This is a genomic window from Cytophagia bacterium CHB2 (assembly GCA_030263535.1).
In the GTDB taxonomy this organism is placed as follows: Bacteria; Zhuqueibacterota; Zhuqueibacteria; order Zhuqueibacterales; family Zhuqueibacteraceae; genus Coneutiohabitans.
Genome location: SZPB01000104.1, coordinates 1 through 18,048 on the forward strand (window position 1 = coordinate 1; position 18,048 = coordinate 18,048).

18 protein-coding genes are annotated in these 18,048 nt (G+C 53.8%); 3 read left to right on the plus strand and 15 right to left on the minus strand.

The window, feature by feature from the left end; genetic code table 11:
• The 15 genes from FBQ85_12045 to FBQ85_12115 all read right to left on the minus strand — a co-directional run.
• Nucleotides 1-2,098 (minus strand): efflux RND transporter permease subunit (locus FBQ85_12045; GenBank protein ID MDL1875885.1); only part of this gene is annotated, 2,098 nt, incomplete at its 3' end.
• Nucleotides 2,099-2,145: 47 nt separating this feature from the next.
• Nucleotides 2,146-2,514 (minus strand): hypothetical protein, encoded by a 369-nt coding sequence (locus tag FBQ85_12050; protein MDL1875886.1) that lies wholly within the window; start codon nucleotides 2,512-2,514, stop codon nucleotides 2,146-2,148.
• A 30-nt stretch (nucleotides 2,515-2,544) separates the two neighbouring features.
• Nucleotides 2,545-3,444, minus strand: a complete 900-nt coding sequence (locus tag FBQ85_12055) for a DUF4892 domain-containing protein (GenBank protein MDL1875887.1) — start codon at nucleotides 3,442-3,444, stop codon at nucleotides 2,545-2,547.
• 39 nt (nucleotides 3,445-3,483) lie between these two features.
• Entirely contained in the window at nucleotides 3,484-4,434 is a 951-nt protein-coding gene (locus tag FBQ85_12060) for a ring-cleaving dioxygenase (protein ID MDL1875888.1), read from the minus strand.
• Nucleotides 4,435-4,447: 13 nt separating this feature from the next.
• Nucleotides 4,448-6,679, minus strand: coding sequence for a T9SS type A sorting domain-containing protein (locus FBQ85_12065; protein ID MDL1875889.1), 2,232 nt, complete (start codon nucleotides 6,677-6,679; stop codon nucleotides 4,448-4,450).
• Between the two features lie 175 nt (nucleotides 6,680-6,854).
• Complete coding sequence (locus tag FBQ85_12070) at nucleotides 6,855-7,805, minus strand: NmrA/HSCARG family protein (protein MDL1875890.1); 951 nt, start codon at nucleotides 7,803-7,805, stop codon at nucleotides 6,855-6,857.
• 173 nt (nucleotides 7,806-7,978) lie between these two features.
• Nucleotides 7,979-9,286, minus strand: coding sequence for an NAD(P)/FAD-dependent oxidoreductase (locus FBQ85_12075; protein ID MDL1875891.1), 1,308 nt, complete (start codon nucleotides 9,284-9,286; stop codon nucleotides 7,979-7,981).
• Between the two features lie 228 nt (nucleotides 9,287-9,514).
• Nucleotides 9,515-9,757 carry a CopG family transcriptional regulator gene (locus FBQ85_12080; GenBank protein MDL1875892.1) on the minus strand — a complete coding sequence of 81 codons (243 nt, stop codon included), beginning with the start codon at nucleotides 9,755-9,757 and terminating at the stop codon, nucleotides 9,515-9,517.
• A gap of 88 nt (nucleotides 9,758-9,845) precedes the next feature.
• On the minus strand, nucleotides 9,846-10,082 hold the full coding sequence (locus FBQ85_12085) for a type II toxin-antitoxin system HicB family antitoxin (protein MDL1875893.1): 237 nt from the start codon (nucleotides 10,080-10,082) through the stop codon (nucleotides 9,846-9,848).
• 2 nt (nucleotides 10,083-10,084) lie between these two features.
• On the minus strand, nucleotides 10,085-10,642 hold the full coding sequence (locus tag FBQ85_12090) for a GNAT family N-acetyltransferase (protein MDL1875894.1): 558 nt from the start codon (nucleotides 10,640-10,642) through the stop codon (nucleotides 10,085-10,087).
• Between the two features lie 23 nt (nucleotides 10,643-10,665).
• A complete protein-coding gene (locus FBQ85_12095) occupies nucleotides 10,666-11,115 on the minus strand; it encodes a DUF1573 domain-containing protein (GenBank protein ID MDL1875895.1) in 450 nt (149 codons plus the stop codon).
• 75 nt (nucleotides 11,116-11,190) lie between these two features.
• On the minus strand, nucleotides 11,191-12,006 hold the full coding sequence (locus FBQ85_12100; GenBank protein MDL1875896.1) for a hypothetical protein: 816 nt from the start codon (nucleotides 12,004-12,006) through the stop codon (nucleotides 11,191-11,193).
• Nucleotides 12,007-12,206: 200 nt separating this feature from the next.
• Nucleotides 12,207-13,316: a cystathionine gamma-lyase gene (locus FBQ85_12105; GenBank protein MDL1875897.1), complete on the minus strand. Its 1,110-nt coding sequence runs from the start codon at nucleotides 13,314-13,316 to the stop codon at nucleotides 12,207-12,209.
• On the minus strand, nucleotides 13,306-13,698 hold the full coding sequence (locus FBQ85_12110; GenBank protein ID MDL1875898.1) for a cupin: 393 nt from the start codon (nucleotides 13,696-13,698) through the stop codon (nucleotides 13,306-13,308). Before FBQ85_12110 ends, FBQ85_12105 begins: the two co-directional genes overlap by 11 nt.
• A gap of 29 nt (nucleotides 13,699-13,727) precedes the next feature.
• Entirely contained in the window at nucleotides 13,728-14,810 is a 1,083-nt protein-coding gene (locus FBQ85_12115; GenBank protein MDL1875899.1) for an efflux RND transporter periplasmic adaptor subunit, read from the minus strand.
• 528 nt (nucleotides 14,811-15,338) lie between these two features.
• Between FBQ85_12115 and FBQ85_12120 the strand changes: the two genes are divergently transcribed.
• The 3 genes from FBQ85_12120 to FBQ85_12130 all read left to right on the plus strand — a co-directional run.
• Nucleotides 15,339-16,238, plus strand: coding sequence for an RluA family pseudouridine synthase (locus FBQ85_12120; GenBank protein MDL1875900.1), 900 nt, complete (start codon nucleotides 15,339-15,341; stop codon nucleotides 16,236-16,238).
• A 46-nt stretch (nucleotides 16,239-16,284) separates the two neighbouring features.
• A complete protein-coding gene (locus FBQ85_12125; protein ID MDL1875901.1) occupies nucleotides 16,285-17,154 on the plus strand; it encodes a prolipoprotein diacylglyceryl transferase in 870 nt (289 codons plus the stop codon).
• Between the two features lie 64 nt (nucleotides 17,155-17,218).
• Nucleotides 17,219-18,048, plus strand: an 830-nt coding sequence (locus FBQ85_12130; protein MDL1875902.1) for an amidohydrolase, incomplete at its 3' end; no start/stop codon positions are given.

Sequence of the window (18,048 nt, forward strand, 5' to 3'; positions counted from 1 at the left end):
AATTCAAATCCACCGCGCTGAAAGCCGGATGATCGTTCGCTTCTTCCAGGAATTTCGGCAATATCTCCTTGAGTCTCGCAAAGTTCGGCGCTTGAATCACGTATTGCACCGGCAAACCGAAACGCGCCATGCCGCCGCCAACGGCGATGGTTTGTTCCTGGTTAACGATGGTGCGCGCGTCGTTCAAACTTCTCACAGAACGCGACATGGCTTCGGCAATTTCCTGCTGCGAGCGCTGGCGCTGTTCCGGCGGAACCAACGTCACAGTTGTGTTGCCCGCATTCGCGCCGCCCGCATATCCGGAGGTATTGGCGATGACGGCATCCGCTTCCGGAACTTCGTTTCTCACCAACTCGATAACGGTGTCCATGTATTTTTCCATGCGCTCAAACGAGGTGCCTTCGGGCGCAGTGGAAATCAGACGAAACCGACTGCGATCTTCCATGGGGGCCAGCTCTTGCGGCAGAATTGCACCAAAAACCAGCATCAAACCCACGGAAAACAGGATGGCGACAAAACCGAGCCAGCGCATACGCATGAACGAAGCGAGAGAGTTTTCGTAAGCGCTGATCAATTTTACGAAGAATGGCTCGGTCTTGCGGTAAAACCAGCTATGGTGCGCATGGGCCTTGATTAAGCGGCTGCTCAACATCGGCGTGAGCGTGAGCGCGATAAAAGCCGAAATTGCCACCGAACCGCCGATCACGATGCCAAATTCTTTGAAAAGCCGTCCCGTGAGGCCCTGCAAAAAGACGATGGGCATGAATACCGCAATGAGCGCGATCGTGGTGGAGATCACGGCAAAGTAAACCTCCTTCGAGCCTTTGAGTCCGGCCTCGATAGGACTCATGCCGTCTTCGATTTTGGCATAAATGTTTTCCAGCACCACGATGGCATCGTCCACGACAAGCCCGATGGCCAGCACCAATCCCAGCAGCGTCAACACGTTGATGGAAAAGCCGGCGAGATACATGATGAAGAAAGCGCCGATGAGTGAGATCGGAATGGCAAATACCGGAATGATGGTGGTGCGCCAATCACGCAAGAAAAGAAAGATGATCAACACCACCAGGCCGAAGGCGGTGAAGATGGTTTCTTGCACTTCGGAGATGGATTTGCGAATGTATTGCGTCGTATCCCACCCAATGCTCAATGCTATGTCATCGCCCAAATCTTTTTTGATCTCATCGAGGCGGCGAAAGAATTCATCAGAAATCGCGATGTGATTGGAACCGGGCTGCGGCACAACGGCAACTGCCACGCGTGGACCGGCCAGCCCTTTCGAAGATTGGCGCAAGTTTTCCGGCGCCAGCTCGGCATAGCCGATGTCGCTGAAGCGCACCAGCCGGCCGTCCTGTTCACGAATGATAAGATTGTTGAACTCTTCCGGTTTTTCCAAGCGGCTCAAGGTGCGCACGGTCAATTCAACGTCGTTGCCCTCAATGCGGCCGGAGGGCAGTTCGAGGTTTTCGGCATTGAGCGCGCTACGCACATCCAGCGCTGTGACTTGATACGCGGCGAGCTTGTTCGGATCCATCCACAGGCGCATGGCATAACGCTTTTCGCCGAAGATGCGCACCTCGGCCACGCCCGGAACGGTTTGCAGCCGTTCCTTGAACGTTTTGTCCGCGAGTTCGCTTAGTTGCAACAAGTTGCGCGTGTTGCTGCTGATATTGATCACGATAATGGGAAACGCATCGGCATCGGCTTTGGAGACGCGAGGCGGATCAGCATCCGGCGGCAGGCTGCCCACAGCGCCGGCGACTTTGTCGCGCACGTCGTTGGCCGCGGTTTCCAGGTCAACGCTCAGATCAAATTCAATCGTGATGCTGCTGCGGCCTTCGCGGCTGGTGGAATTGATGGTGCGAATGCCGGGTACGGCGCTGATGTCTTCTTCAAGAATCGCGGTGATTTGCGATTCGATCACCTCAGCGTTCGCGCCGGGATATGTCGTATCAACCGTGATGACGGCCGGATCGACGTTGGGATACTCACGCACGCCGAGGTAGGTGAAGCCGATCACACCGAACAGTATGATGATGATCGACAGCACCCAAGTCAACACCGGGCGTTGGATGCAGGTGGCAGAAAGGCTCATTATATCTCCTTGAGTGATTTCGAAAGGTGTTTTTGGACTGATATTATTCAGGCCTTCGGCGTTCGTAAGAACGCCAGCACAAACAAAATACCCAGAACCAAATCTATCACAGCCGAACTCAGAATGAGCGTATTAACGCGCTGTTGCGAATATAAAAACAAAACGGCAATGACGTAGCTGAATTTCTCTACGACTGCCGGTAGCATCATCAAGCGAAAGCGGCTGGGATTGCTGGCGATCATCAAAAAGGCAAATTGCCAGGCCAGCGTAACGCCGGCGAAGCCATAGAAGTATTCCGGATGCGTGATGGCCGGCGGATAATCGCGTGCGATCCGAGCTTCGGAAAAATACATTGGCGCGACCGCGAGAATGCCGTAAATGCCGGCGATGAGAAAAACCCATTTGGCAAATTTCATGATTCCGTTTGCTCGAGGAGCGAAGATTTTTTAGCGCGCCACCAGCTCAACGCGACGATTCTTGGCGCGACCCTCGGCGCTCGCATTTGAAGCTGCCGGCGCTAACGGCCCAACGCCGTAACCCTCGAGCCGGGTGGCGGCAATACCGTAATCCGTCACCAAAGCTTTGACCACGGCTTGCGCCCTTGCCGCGGAGAGCGTGCGGTTGTGCTCGAGGCTTGCTGTCATGTCTGTATGTCCAACCACGTAGAGTTTAAGAGTGGCGCGGTTTTTCAATAATTTTGCAATTTCATCAAGCGCGGGCTTCGATTCAGGTTTGATGTCGGCTTTGTCCGTATCGAAATAAATGCCATAGACGCTGACCTTGCCCTCGGCCTCAAGTCCTTTGGCCAGGGCAGCGGCGTCTACGACGACCATGTCTTCCTCCATGCCCATGATTTCGACGATATCGAGCTGCGTGCGGTTGCGGCCTACCATGAGCGCGAGGTACGCCGTGCCGCCGTCGTCGGCGATCTTTCCGCCAAGATAGCGCGGGTCGCCATCCGATGCGGCAAACAAGCCGTTGTAGCGATTCCAAGCGCTGCGCGCATAAGCCGGGCCGCAGTTATCCAGCTCGCATGTATAGATCACTTTCAAACCAGCGGCTTCAAGGGCCTTGCGATAATTGCTAAAAATCTCCAAAGTGGAACGGCCTTCAGGATTTCCATAGACGATGCGTGTGACTTTGCCCTTGAGGGTTTCGCCGAGAAATTCTCCCTGTGCGGTCCGGCCGGTAATCAATTTGTATTCGCCAAACTCTTCGGCATCTTTCTTTTGGATCGTCGATCCGGCATAGCGCGATACGAGCGGATGATCCTCTTGGGCATGGAGAGCGGAGGCGAAAATCGCCATAAACACGGTGGCACAAAGAATCACAGGCATTTTCTTCATGAAGAATTCCCTCAAGTTAGAAATTCAGCCGGCATCAGCTTATTGCTGTCTCGATATCTCCAAACGCGGCAGCGCCGCTTCGATCTGCTGCCGTTGCGGTTCCAGCCACGGCGGCAAAATGAGTTGCTCGCCCAAGTGTTCCATATCTTCGTCGCGATCAAAGCCGGGGCCGTCGGTGGCCAACTCGAACAACACTTCACCCGGCTCGCGAAAATAAACCGATTTGAACCAAAAACGATCGATTTGCTCGGTGGGGAAGAGGCCATCGTTGAAAAGATTCTCGCGCATCGCCATTTCCTCCTCGGAATCTTTCATGCGCCACGCAACGTGATGCACCGCGCCGCTTCCCCAGCGTCCGCGAGATTGTTGCGGCAGCTCTTTCACCTCGATGATTTTGCCGGAGCCGCCGCCATCAACCAGATAGCGCGACCAGTCTTGTTCGGAGCCGAGCAGCGAGAACCCCATGCTTGCGGTGAGCGTTTCTGCGGTAGGGGAGAGGCGGCGTACCCATAGCCGCACGCTGTGCATGCCGCGCAATTGATGCTCAACTGGAACCGCGCTTTTTTCCCACGGCACAAACGCGCGTGCGTCATCCGTTTCCACCAGCGCCAGTTGCAAGCCGTGCGGATCTTTGAAAGGCAGCGTGGTTTCGCCGAAGCGCGTTTCAAGCGCGCCGTAATTCACGCCCATCTTGTCGAAACGCTCGCGCCAATACTTCAGACTTCCTTTTGGAACGGCAAAAGGAACTTCCACGACCAGGCCGGTTCCCAGCCGTCCGGGCCCCATGCCCGGCCAGGGAAAAAACGTGAGATCGGTTCCGGGCGTGCCGGCGCCGTCGGCATAGAACAAATGATAGGTATCGGGCGCGTCTTGATTGACGCTTTTCTTCACCAAACGCATGCCCATCACGCCGGTGTAAAAATTCAGATTCTCCTGCGCCTCGCCGGCGATGGCAGTGAGATGGTGGATGCCGTGAACGGAGTTTTTCATCGGATTGCCGTTTTTAGTTGTTCAAAACCAGAATGCGCTGTGATATAGTCCACGCGGTGCCTGCAATTCTCACGAAATAAATTCCGGAGGCCAGCGCATTCGTGTCCAGCATGAACTGCTGTTGCTGTTGAGAGACCGCCGCCGTTTGCGTGCGTACCAATTGCCCTTGAATATTGTACAATTGCACCACGAGCGGCGAGGCTGGTTGATTTAATTCCACCGTCACCCTCTTGCCGCTGCTGACGGGATTGGGAAAGACTCGCGCTGTAAATGTTGCAGGCGGCGCAGCAATCGCTGGCGCCTGTGCAACATGAGTAATTTGTCCATTGAAATAGCGCTCGGCGTACAAAAACGCATTGACGCCAATCTTTCTGCCGATTAAGCGGCCGGGCATATCATCCACCGGCGGGTGAATGCCGCCCCAAATCCGTGAGAGGCTGCATTGATCCGAGGCGTCGCGATAGGTTGCCCATTGCAGCTTTAAATCGACGCTCGGACCATCTTCAAAAACCAGGTATTCGTTGCGCAGCGCTTGAAACTCAGCCATGCCGCCGGGGAAATATTCGTCGCCGGTGAGCAGCGTCATGACTTCCGCCGCAGCGCGCGAGAACGTCGAATGCCCGGAAACAAAGCCGGCAAACGGCGGCGTAATGAAGGTTGGGCGCTGATACGGCCACCAATTTTCACCGAGAATCCAACCCACGCCGGCAACATCAACCTCGGGATCGTTGATAAAATCATGCGCGCGCCAGGCCTTGATTTTAATTTTGCCGTAATTCGCGGCATCCAATTGCGCCAGCGAATCGCCTTCCAGCACGACTTCAATGAAACCGGGAATTAAAGGCAGGCCGAGCGGAGAATAATGCGGAAGATTGGGATCAGAACTTTGCCCGCGATCCGCCATCCAGCGGATTGCCGAGATGGGGCGAACGTAGTCGTACCAACCTTTGATGCCCCAGGCTGAAATCGCGGCGTCATGCACGGCGCCGCCCAAAACAAAATAGGCCTTCACATCCCATTCCAAATCTTCGACGATCGGGCCCGTACCGCGAAACCGTTTTTCAAAAGCCGGATGATCATTGACATAATTCAAAACCGTAAACCAGTGGCCTGGCGGCGTCTCAGAGTTGGGGCCATCCGCCCAGAACTCCGCCAGCGCGCGGGTGTAATCGCCGCGCGGAACGATTTGAGGCGTGTAGGGCCGCCCGGTTTTGGGATTCACGGCGTGCCCAATGCCGGGGTCACCGCCTTCCAACATATCGTAGAAATTCCGTAAATCTTCGAAATTTTCGGGAAGCTGTTGCACATTGCCAATCGACGCCGGCGAAATGTCCCACCTCACGCCGTCGGTCGGGTCAAGGTGAGAAGACCAGGTCGCTACCAACGAGAATGCCCATTTATAAATTTCGGAAATCTCGCTGCCGGCATTTGCCGTGTCAAGATAGGCCGGCGCGCCAGGATCATGATACACCCAGTAGTCATAGCCGTCGCGCTGGTAAATCGCGCGATCAGCCGGCGTGAGGGCAAAGGGCGATACTTGACCCCATTCCGGACTGAGGAATTTGGGCGTGCTGCCGGGAATGACGTTGCCGCTCTGATCGATGAAGACTTCGAGCGTCAGCGGCTGCCAACGGTTGGGATCAATCAAATCGGGATTGCCCGGCAACAATGTGATCAATGGCGGATTGAACGGCGCATAATGCTGATAGGCATAACTGTTCTGCTCGTTGGAACCATCTTGCAAACCGAACTCGATTAAACTCTGGCCGATATAGTTGCCCAGCGCCGCCGCCGAGCCGGAGGCATAATCCGTTGAAGTAATCGCGGGACTGTAGCCCAGCGCCGATAACAATGAATCACAGCGCGCCAGCGATTGCGCCGCGCCGGGAGAGTTTTGAAAGCGATGCGTAATGAGCCGGTGCGCGGCGTAGCTCACGGCTTCTTCGCGCGCCGCGTGCACTTTGGCCGGCGCAGAAATGCCGTTGAATGTGCAGGCATATCCGTTCACAGTTTTGCCCAATAAATAGGTTTGCGCAATATTGTCGTAAACCGCCCAGGCATCATACACCGCGATTGAAAAGTGAAAAAGATTGCGGGCATGCACGGTGGGCCGGGCAAAATCCTTTCGGATGGCTTGCAACAGCTCCTCGTTCCACAAACGCGCTACGGAATGTTGGGCTGCAACCGGTAGGGTGAAACCGCAAGTTGAAAATACTGTCAGGAGCGTAAGTAGATTTCTTCTCATGATGTCCTTTCTCCTCGCGAACGAGTCAAAAAAATGTACTCGCCTTGAACGAAGCGGGCGAATGAACCGTGGAGGTTTTATCCGCCGGCTTGCGAAATCCGCTTACAGAAAAGCCTTTGCCTGAATCGCAAAGGGCTCACTTTTAATCGATCGGGAAGCCGAAACGTTGAGCCGGTTAGTCAATCGCAATGCGGCTTTTGTTTTGCGCCAGCCATTTCTCGAAAGTTAGTAATGCCGGATTGAGCGCGCGGGAGGCCTCGAGATTACGCGCGCGGCAGTAGTCGTGATTGAAGTCGCGTTTGAACTGGAACATATTGCCAACATCATCGGCGCCGGGGAAGCCGAAACTGCGGTACACTTCCGGCGGCACGTCGTTGTAGCGCACCTCCCGGCCCAGGGCCTTCGTCAATGCGGCCGCCATCTGCGCGCCGGTCAAATGCTCGCCGGCAATGCCGACCGTCTTGCCAATATACTCGCGGCCCTTCTTGAAAATGCCAAAGGCGCATTTGCCAATATCTTCGGCGGCAATGCCCGGCAGCTTTTTGTCGCCCATGGGCATCGTGATTGCCAGCTTGCCGTCCGGGCCAGTTTTCGGCCCCATGCCAAAGTGGATAAAATTGTCCCAATAAAATGAGGTATTCAGTATCGTCACCGGCAGACCGAGCGCTGTAAAGAATTGATTGGCCTCGCCCTTGGCGTCGTAGTGTGGGACTTTGTACTTGCCGTGCAGGGTGGGCATGCGATTGTCGTCGAGCGGAACCCAGTTGCGTGTATCTTCGAGCGTAGACCAAATGACGTGTTGCAGACCGGCATGTTTTGCGGCTTGGGCCATGATTTGCGCCTGAGCCAGTTCTTTTTCCGGAGAAAGATGCGCCCAGAAAAACGTTACGCAAAACGCGCCATACGCTCCGGCAAACGCGCGATTCATGCTCTCGGCGTCGTCAATGTCGGCGGCAACAACCTCGGCGCCTAGCTTGGCCAGCTCTTTCGCTTTGTCCGAACTGGCTTCTCTGGTAATGGCGCGCGCGGTGAAACCGCTATTCGGTTCGCTCAAAATGGCGCGAACCAGGCTGCCGCCTTGTGCGCCGGTTGCGCCCACGACTGCAATGATCTTTTTTTCTGCCATGCCATTCTCCTTATTCTATTAAAAGTGCACTCTTCGCTTTTTCAGCAAACATTTTCAACCGCTAATCTACGCGAATGAACGCTAATATTTTATTCGCGTTCATTCGCGCTTATTTGCGGTTGTTCCCTTGTTTGGTTGCGGCTTGTCCTTGTTGGGAAAAATGCAATAACATTTTACGGCCGAAGCCCTTCCGGCAAAATCAGCTCATTGGCTTTATTCGCGGCAACGTCCGGCGGCGTGCCGGAGTCCCAGCGTGGCGGCAGCGTTTTGCCGTTGGCATACAAAGATTCCATCGGCGCCCAGACTTCATCGACGCGATCGGTAAACAGATCGCCGATTAACAAGTCCGTCACCGTGCCGCGCAAATGCGGATAGTTGCGCACGAAATTGCCAAAGCTGAAGCCGTCGTAATACTCGCACACCAAACGGCGCATGCGATCGACGCCTTGATTGAAAAGCTCGCCCCACTGGCCAAGCTGCGCCGCAGACAAATCTTTCTTTTGAAAACCCTCGACGATGGCATCGGCGGCCATTTCACCGGATTTCAATGCGAGCAACACGCCGGAGGAATACAGCGGATCGAGAAAGCCGAAAGCATCGCCAATCGTGACCCAACCCTCGCCGGCCGCTTGTGTGGCGCGATAAGAATAATCTTTGGTGGCGAAGTAACCGGTGATGCGCTTGCCGGAGGACACGCGTTCTTGCACGGCCGGACAGCGCTCGACTTCTTCGTTATAAGTTTCCTCGTGGCTATTGCGGCCTTTGAAGAGATAATCGAACGGCGCAACCACGCCGACGCTGACGCGATCATCGTGCAGCGGAATGTACCAAAACCATCCCAACCGGTTTGCGGTTTGTAGAACCATGGTCGCGCCTTCGTCGCGGCCTTTGTCGCGATAAGCGCCCTGCCAGTAGGTCCAAATCGCGCCTTTGTTGAGAATCGGATCCCAGACACGCAGCTTGAATTTATTTTGCAGCAAGCCGCTCTGGCCGCTGGCATCAACAACGACGCGCGCGCTGACTTCCTGCTGTGTGCCGTCCGGCAATTGAATTTTGACGCCCACCGCGCGCTGATTGTCGAACAACACGTCGCGCACGCGCACGCCTTCGTGCGCTACAACACCGTGTTCGCGCGCGTTGTTGAGCATCATCAAATCGAATTCGCTGCGCACCACCTGCCAGGTTTGCGAGCATTCATGCGGCTTGTTGTCCCAAAAGTAAAATGGCGCGGAGAGCTTGCCTGAGGCGTTGACAAACTGCACGCTGTATTTTTTCACGAAGTGACTGTTCTTCATTTTCTCAAGCATACCGAGCCGCTTGAGCACCCAATAGGTTTCGGGAATCAACGACTCGCCGATATGAAAGCGCGGGAATTTTTCACGCTCAAAAAGCTGAACCTTGTAACCATGTTGTGCAATAAGGGCGGAGACGGTGGAACCGGCGGGGCCGCCGCCAATGACGACGACATCAGAGTTGGTCATGAGGTTGTTGATGGGCATGCGTTTCTGATCCTTCGAATGAGTTATGCTAACATTATATTGAACACATCGTAATCAACTTTAGCACCGTTACATCATTTTGTGGGAACGATTCGCCAAGGCAGAGGCGGCATGTGCATCAAGCTTCGCTGGTTTTTCAATCATCGAACCCGAGGGCAAAAAGCAAGCCTGGTTTGATTTCAGACATTTTTGCATCAGGCAATTTGGTGATTAAGGCGCCCAGTTTTGATTTTGCATTTGTTCGTCTTCCCAAACGTCAAACTCACCTTTTTCGACGGGATGCTTGCTATAACCGCTGCGGTGCTTCTTTTCCAATTCTCGGATTTCTAACCTCTGAAGATAATGAATAAGTGATTCCCTGACAAACGCAGATAAGTTGGTTTGTTTTTGAGTAATCTCTTGATTAATGCGGTCTAACAAATCATCTTCGATTGTCAATTGAATGGTTTTCATATTTGAACCTCCACAATCATACATAAGTCGAATTGAGAAATATGCAGACTGATCTGTAGAACCCAAAAATTTAGCTCAACCGCCGCAATCAAGCCGCCGAAGCGTATGCAGGCGCTTGATAGATAACCGGACGATATTTTGGCTTGGGAACGGGCTTACCCTCGGTGCGAGCTGCTTCCAGCCAAGCTTTTTTGGCAATCTCAACTTGCTTGAGCGCTTCTGATGGCGTCTTGCCGAACGCTGAGCAAGCTTTCAAATCAGGGATGTCGGCGATATAACCGCCGTCTTCGGCGCTGTAAAAGATGTTGATGTGGTAATCTTTCATGACTACTCGGCACCCAATTGAAGATTAGCATACTCGTCGGCTTCCAACAAATACGACGGATGCCTCAATCCCGTGGGCGGATAATATTCATCATGCGTGTAACGAAATCCTAGCTTGTCCAAAAGAAGGCGGGAAGCTTCATTTTTGGGATTATGCCCGGCGAAAAGGGCGCTGGCTTTGAGCGTATCGAATGCGTATTTCATGACGGCACGTGCCGCCTCAACAGCATAGCCGCGTCGCCAGTGCGTCGAGCGAATGTGAAAACCAATCTCGTAGATTCTGTTGGGCAAATCGTAGGGCCGCAATCCGCAACAGCCCACATGCTCGTCGGTTTCAAGAAGAAAAATCGGCCAGTATTGCACGCCGTGTTCGTTCTCCGTGGCGATTTCTTTTTTAAGACGATCCTGAACCTGATTCGTTGTGAGCGGGCCGCGGGCATCTATCAGTTTTGTCACTTCGTAATCGCCCCACAGGCCGAGAGCGAGGGGAAGATCATCTTCCCGCCAGGAACGGAAACCCAGGCGGGAAGTGACGAGGAAATATTTGTTGGTCTCAGCCATTAACAGAAGAAATAGCCTTACGCCTACATCTCACTCTCATCTTCGTCTTTGCCCTCGACGAAGCCATGAACTGAAATGCTGCGTTGCTTGGCTTCCACATCATTGGAAAAAACATAAACCGTCTTGGAAGCCTTGCCCACCGCAGAGCCGGTGTTGTAGGTGACGGAAATTTGGCCGTCGGCATTGGGCGGTATGATTTTCGAGCTTTCTGCCGCCGTGCAGCCGCAGGTGGTTTTTACCTTCTCGATTTTGAGCGTGTCCGTGCCGACGTTTTTGAATTTGAACACGTGTTTCACGGCCGTGCCTTGCGCGACTGTGCCGAAGTTGAAACTGGTTTCTGCAAATTGAATTTTCGGGCCTTTGATTGCACTGCCGTTGTTGGCGTCCTTTTCGCCTTCTTGCGCCAGCGCAAATTGGCATGACAGAACAAAAATAGAAACAACCGCGAAGCGGAAAACACGATTGAGTAGCATAGCAAAATCTCCTATTTTGTGTTACAGGTTACACGCACTAAAATCTCTTGGGGCCAAGAAACACGAGGTAATCGTTCACCGGGTCAGCGCTGTGGTTTGCCTATCGAACGCCGCAAGAATACTCTCGGCGAATTGATCATCCCAGCGCGCCTTGATGCGGCCGTCTTGCAGCCAAAACACGCGCGGCGGGCTGTCGCCGATCAAATCAAAGAACTCGCTCGCCGTGATCAGGTGATACGGATAATTCGTATGGGTTTTTTCTGAAAATGCGGAAATGGCGGCTTCGTCTTCACTGAACATCAGCACATAGATTTTTGGAATTGCCGCGTTTTTTTTTGCCAGCTCGTCGAGCATCTGCGCGGTTTCCTGGCAATGTTCGCAATCGGCATTGAACACGGCGACCAGCTTGTCGCCGCGGGTCAGATCCACCCGGCCCGCTTTTTCAAACTGGGTATACTGCGCAAAGTTGGCCTCATAATCCTGACGCACTGGTGCGAGCGCTAGCACGGTAATCAAGCTGCCCGAGGCCAGCAATGCAGGCAGAGCGGACCGGCGTTTTTGCTCTGGGGTGATTTTGTACAGCCAGAAGCTCAATCCCAGCAGAATAACATTTTTTATCAGGGATTCGGCGGATGACATGGGCAAAAGCTCGCCGAAGCAGCCGCAATCCTGCGTCTGCTCGCCCAACGTCAATTGATAACCCTGCAAAGCAATGAAGCCAACGAACGTCGCCATCGCCAAGGGGAGAATGGCGCGTTTCAAGTAAAACGGAAACAGCAACGCGAGGCCGAGAAACAATTCGAAGGCAATCAGCAATCGCGCCGGATATGCTGCCTGCGCGCGCGTGGCAGCCAAACCTTGCTCCACGATTGCAATTTCAAAGAGGCCCACGCCCGGCAATTTTGAGAAAGCAGAGAAAAGGAAAACTCCCGCCAGCAAAAGCCTCAAGGCGAAGCCGATTCTTGCAGCCGTCATAGGATTCGATCAGAAGCGAAACCAATTTTTCGCAAAATTAGGCGTTATCACCTTTAAACTCAAATAAAAATTCTGAGATTCCCAAATTGGAATGGTGCGGCAATCAAGGCGTCACTTCAGGTTCTCGCTGCCTCGAGCGCTTGCGCTAAATCCTCGAGTAAATCCTCCAGCGCTTCACAACCCGCGTTCATGCGAATGAAGCCCTCGGGAATTTTATCGCCGCCCCAGCGCGCGCGTCTCTCGGCGGTGGTGTGAACGCCGCCAAAGCTGGTGGCTTCGTAAACCAAGTTGCAAGCGCTCAGAAAACGTTCTGCATGCGTTTTGTTGGGCAGCACAAAACTGACGACGCTACCGAAATAGTGCATTTGTTTGGCGGCGATGGCATGTGAGGGATCGCGGCGCAATCCAGGATAGCGCACGGTTCCAATCTCCTCGCGCTGCGTCAAGAATTCTGCCAGCGCCAGCGCATTCAGGCACTGTCTGGTCAACCGCACATCCAGCGTTGCCAGGGAACGATGCGCGAGCCAGGTTTCCATTGGCCCGGGAATCGCGCCGATTTGCGTGCGCCAAGTGCGCAAGCCTTCGAGTAATTTGGGGTCGCGCACCGCTACATGTCCCATAATCAAGTCCGAATGTCCGCACAAACCTTTGGTATCCGAGGCCACTGAAAAATCTGCGCCCAGGGCCAGCGGTTGTTGGCCGAGCACTGTCGGTGTCGTATTATCCACCGCGACCAACGCGCCCGCTTCATGAGCCGCCGCGGAGATTGCCGCAATGTCGCAAACCTCAAGTGTGGGATTGCTGGGCGTTTCGAGCCAAACTAGTTTTGCGCCGGCGACATGGGATTTTTGCGCATTGCCAGCCGTGGGCGCGAGTATTGTTTTGACGCCCATTTCCGCGAAAAAGCCTTGCGCCAATACCCGCGCAGAATAGTAACTGTCTGCCGGCATAAGCACGGCATCTCCGGGGTGAAGCACACTGCCGAGCACCGCAGAAACCGCTGCCATGCCTGAGGCAAATGCAATGGCGCTTCCGCCTTCAAGCGCGCTCAAGGCATTTTCGTAATTCGTCCAGGTTGGATGATGAAACCGGCCATAGGTATAATTGCTTTGGGCTGGATCGCCGGCGGCATGAAAGGGCGCCGCGAACACCGGCCCGGGGAGAAACGGCTCGCCTTGGTCTGGTTTTGGAACGCCGGCGTGGAGCAACAATGTTTCAGGCCGCATGTTGCGATTGTTCTCCTACATCTACTTTTTTCGAGTAGTGGTCGGCGCCCAAAAAGTGCAACGAAACATAAGGCTCGTTGCCGATGACCCAGCTATCATGCGGCACGGGTGGAATGTAGAATATCGTGCCGGGCGCAAGCTCTTTCACCGTGCCGTCGGCCATGGCTGCCACGGCGCGCCCGGCTAAAACCATTCCAAGATGCTCGACTTCACAAAGTTCCGTGCCTGCCAACGGTCGCACGTGTTCCGACCATTTCCAACCAGGTTCGTAAGTCGCCCGGCCAATCGTCATTCCCGCGATTCTCACGATTTCAAACTTGCCCTTTTCAAAAATGCGTGTTTCATCCGGGGCTTCGAATTGTTTGAGGATGACTTCGATCATGACCATGTTTGTTTATCGAACAGAAAGATTTATTGCGCTTCAGCCGAACGGACCGCCATGCCCGGACGCAATTGCAGGATTCCCGAAGTAATCAATGTGTCTCCGGGCTGCAAACCGGCCGTGACTTCGACGCGTTCATCCGAACGGCTGCCGATCTCTACGCTTTGCGATTCCGCTTTGCCGTTTTTATACAAAAAGACCCGTTGCCCTTTCAGTTCGGGAATCAGAGCATAAGCGGGAATCGTGAGCGTTTCTTTTTCCTTGAACACGACTTCGACATTGGCGAACGCGCCGGGAATCAACACGCCTTCAGGATTTGGGCTGAGCGCGCGCATGTGCAGCGTGCGCGTCGTCGGGTCGATCTTCGCTTCGATAGCGTAAACCTCGCCTTCGAATTTGCGCGTCACGCCTTCCACGGAGAAGCTGACCTTGTCGCCGCGTTTCATGGAAGCGGCATATTTTTCCGGAATGGTGAAATCGACTTTCACGGGATTAATGTCTTGCAGCGTGGTGATGCGCGTAGTGGGCGAGAGGTAGCTGCCTTCGCTGACATAGCGCAAACCGATGATGCCTTCAAACGGAGCGCGAATTTCGGTTTTGCTGATTTGCGCCTGAATGATTTGCAGTTCGGCTTTCACAATGTTCAATTCATTAATGGCAATATCATACTCTTCCTGGCTGGCAAGTTTTTTTTCAAACAATTCACGCTGGCGTTCAGCTCGTTCTTCGGCAAGCGCCTGGCGATATTGAGCGCGCATGAGTTGCGCTTGCGGTTCGGCGTCGTTGATCTTCAACAAAAGTTCGCCCTTTCTTACCGGCGCGCCTTCTTTGAAAAAGATCTTTTCCGCTTTGCCGGAAATTTCACTGCGGATATCCACTTCTTCATTCGAGAGTATCGTCCCCACCGTCATGATGCGGTTGCCCAGCTTTTCCGACTGCACCGTCGCGATGCGTACCGGCATGCTCTGATCACGCGGCCCGCTCGCCGCGACAACGTTGTTCTTGCTCGCTGAAGAGCGGCCCCACAACGAACTGACTTTGGGCAATGCCAGCGCCACTAACACAGCAAGGCCGCCAATGATCCACCAAATGCGTTTTGTTTTACGACTCATACCTAAAGCCTCCAAAGGGGATTTTTGAACAGCAATGGAGCACGACAGTACGACATTTTTTCATAAGAAACAAGATGTCAGGTCGTTAATATTGCGACAAAATCTACCGAGAAATAAAGTATGGCTAGAAACTAATGAAAGATTGTAGATGGTAAATTCCTCTGGGATTCTGGTCGATATAATCTGTTGTTTCTATTTAGTGTTGACTCTCTGGAGATCTTCATTCGAAAGTCAACACTCATTGTGTCATGCTGTTGAGAGTTTGCGAGGTTTATGAGTTTTGACATGCACGTTTGGAAGTGTTCAGCCGCGGCCATGTCGTGGTTGAGCAGACCGCGATGGCCGCATTCCCAGGCGAAACCGCGTGCAGATGCCGGGCAAAATGGCCGGCCTCGAACGTGGTGTTGGCCGTGCGAGAGTTTTCGTTTGCGCGGAGCGATTTTTTTGTTACCTTTGCAGCGACTTGCTTGAAACTCCCAACAAGCTCTCGGATCGCAAAGACTAAGGACGAACTGATTTTGTTCATTCATCATCGCCGGCCATACGGCAATACGACAACCGCGTTTGAAATCCACCGTTAAACAATCCCTCACGCTCATTGAGCATTTGGGCGTTCTCCATCCGGGCGCCTCCAAAAACAGCCTGAAAAAACTGCTGGAGCACGATCGTGTGAAGGTGAATGGCGTCGTGGTTCGCCTCGGCAAAACGGTGTTGCAGGCGGGCGATCGCGTTGAAATCGGCGCAAAAGTTTTTACCAAGCGCTTGCACAAAGAGCTTGATATTCTGTTTGAGGACGAACATCTTCTCGTCATTCACAAGAAACACAATCTGCTCACCATTGCCACCGAGCACGAGAAAGAGAAGACGGTTTACGCCTATCTCTACGCCCACATCAAAAGCCTGAATCCCGAGAACAAGATTTTTATCGTGCATCGTCTCGATCGCGACGCTTCCGGGCTGCTGGTGTTTGCGCGCACGGACAGCGCCAAACGCAAGCTGCAAGCGCAATTTCGCGAGCACAAAATCGAGCGCGCCTATATTGCCATCGTCGAGGGCAAAGTCAAAGACAAAACCGGCGTGATTCAAAACTATCTCGGACAAAATCGCGCATTGAAAGTCTATGCCGCCAAAGACGAACAGCACGGCAAGCTGGCGATTACGCATTATCAAGTGCAGCGGCGCATTGCCAAATACACCTGGCTGGAGGTCAAAACACAAACCGGCAGAAAGCATCAGATTCGCGTGCACCTGGCGGGTTTGGGCCATCCGATCATCGGCGACAAGGAATATGGCAGCACAAAAAATCCGATCAATCGCCTGGGCTTGCATGCCAACAAGCTCGGCTTCGTGCATCCGGCAACCGGCAAAAAGATGAGCTTTGAAGTCGAAGCGCCGCTGGCGTTTCGTAAAATGTTTGCGCAAACCTAAAAGCATAATTGCTGTTGACTCGAACGAACCATTAACCGGTCATTTTATGTTTCCTGAACTCTTCAAAATTGGCCCGCTCACCATTCACAGCTTTGGCGTGATGGCGGCGCTCGGTTTTCTCATCGGCGGGCGTTTGCTGGAAAAAGAATTCGAGCGCACGCGCCTGCCCAAGGATGACGCCAGCCTGCTGGTGGTCGCTGCATTCATCGGCGGCATGGTGGGCGCGAAACTTTATTTTTTGCTCGAGCATCCTTATTTGCTCAAGGACAATTTTTGGGGTAATATTTTTTCCGGCGCGGGATTGGTGTGGTATGGCGGTTTCATCGGCGGGTTTTTGGCGGTGGTTGCGATGACGGTGAAACGAAAACTGCCCGTGTTGAACGTCGCGGACTTGTTTGCTCCGGTGCTGGCGCTGGGCCAGGCGTTTGGCCGCATGGGTTGTTTCCTGGCGGGCGACGGCGACTTTGGCCCGCCGAGTGATTTGCCCTGGGCGATGCGGTTTACCAAAGGCGTCGTTCCCACGCTGAATAATCCTGACTTGCAAAAACTTTATGCCGAGATGCACCCCGGCCAGGCGATTCCGAACGACATTGCCGTGCATCCGACCATGCTGTACGATCTCGGCTTGCTGTTGATGAGCTTTGCGCTGTTGTGGTCGCTGCGCCGCCGGGCGTGGCCAGCGGGCGCGAAGTTTTCTCTCTATCTTATTTTGATTGGCGCCGCCCGATTTATCACGGAGTTTTGGCGCATGACGCCGAAGCATCATTTTGGAGGATTGTCCGACGCGCAATTGATCAGCGTGCTGCTCGTTCTCGGCGGCTTGGCAGCCCTGGCGTATTTGCAGCGTCGCAAAAGTTCACCCGCGTCCGAAGTTACTCCGGCGATGAAAACGCGCAAAGTGGCCGCAGATAAGTAGCGTATTGGCAGCAGCGGCGTTCATCAATAAAACTAAACGGCAACGTTTATGAGGAAAGTTAGTGATGAAGCGATATTTCTATCTCATCTTCACCATCACGTTCGTACACGGCATTTTTTCACTCTCCGCCCAAACCAAATCTCCCCAACACGGCCAGCGCTCGAATCAGCTTGTGATCACCAATGCCCTGATGATCGACGGCGTTGGCACGCCGGCAGAGGGCCCGGTCGACATCCTCCTCAAACAAAATCGCATTGAGCGCATCACGCGCAGCCGGGCAAATGCGGACTACCTCAAAACCGCTGACGCGATCATCGATGCAAAAAATCAATACGTGTTGCCGGGCTTCATCAACATGCACGGCCATTTGCAGGACGAGCGCGCCGGACAGGCCATGCCGTTCGAATATCAATACAAACTCTGGCTCGGCTGCGGCATTACCACCGTGCGCGATGTGGGCAGCGATTACGACAAGGCGCTTGCGGAAAAACGCAAAAGCGCCGCGAATGAAATTATTGCGCCGCGACTTTGGCTTTACATGTGGTGTCCGGGCGGCAACAACGAAACCGAAATCCGCGCGAAAGTGCGCGAGTTGAAAGCCAAAGGCGCAGACGGTTTGAAATGCCATCAGATGGATCGCGACACGTATTTGATCGTTGCTGATGAAGCGAAGAAATTGGGATTGAAGCTCGCGCATCATGTTGGCGTGGAAGACGCCAATGCTTGGCACGATGCCCAGGCCGGCACCGCGACCATCGAGCATTGGTACGGCGTGCCGGATGCCGCGCTCGAGGGGGTGCAGCATTTCCCGCCGGATTTCAATTATAACAATGAACTGCACCGTTTTCGTTACGCCGGCCGATTGTGGCGCGAAGCCAATCCCGAAAAACTGCA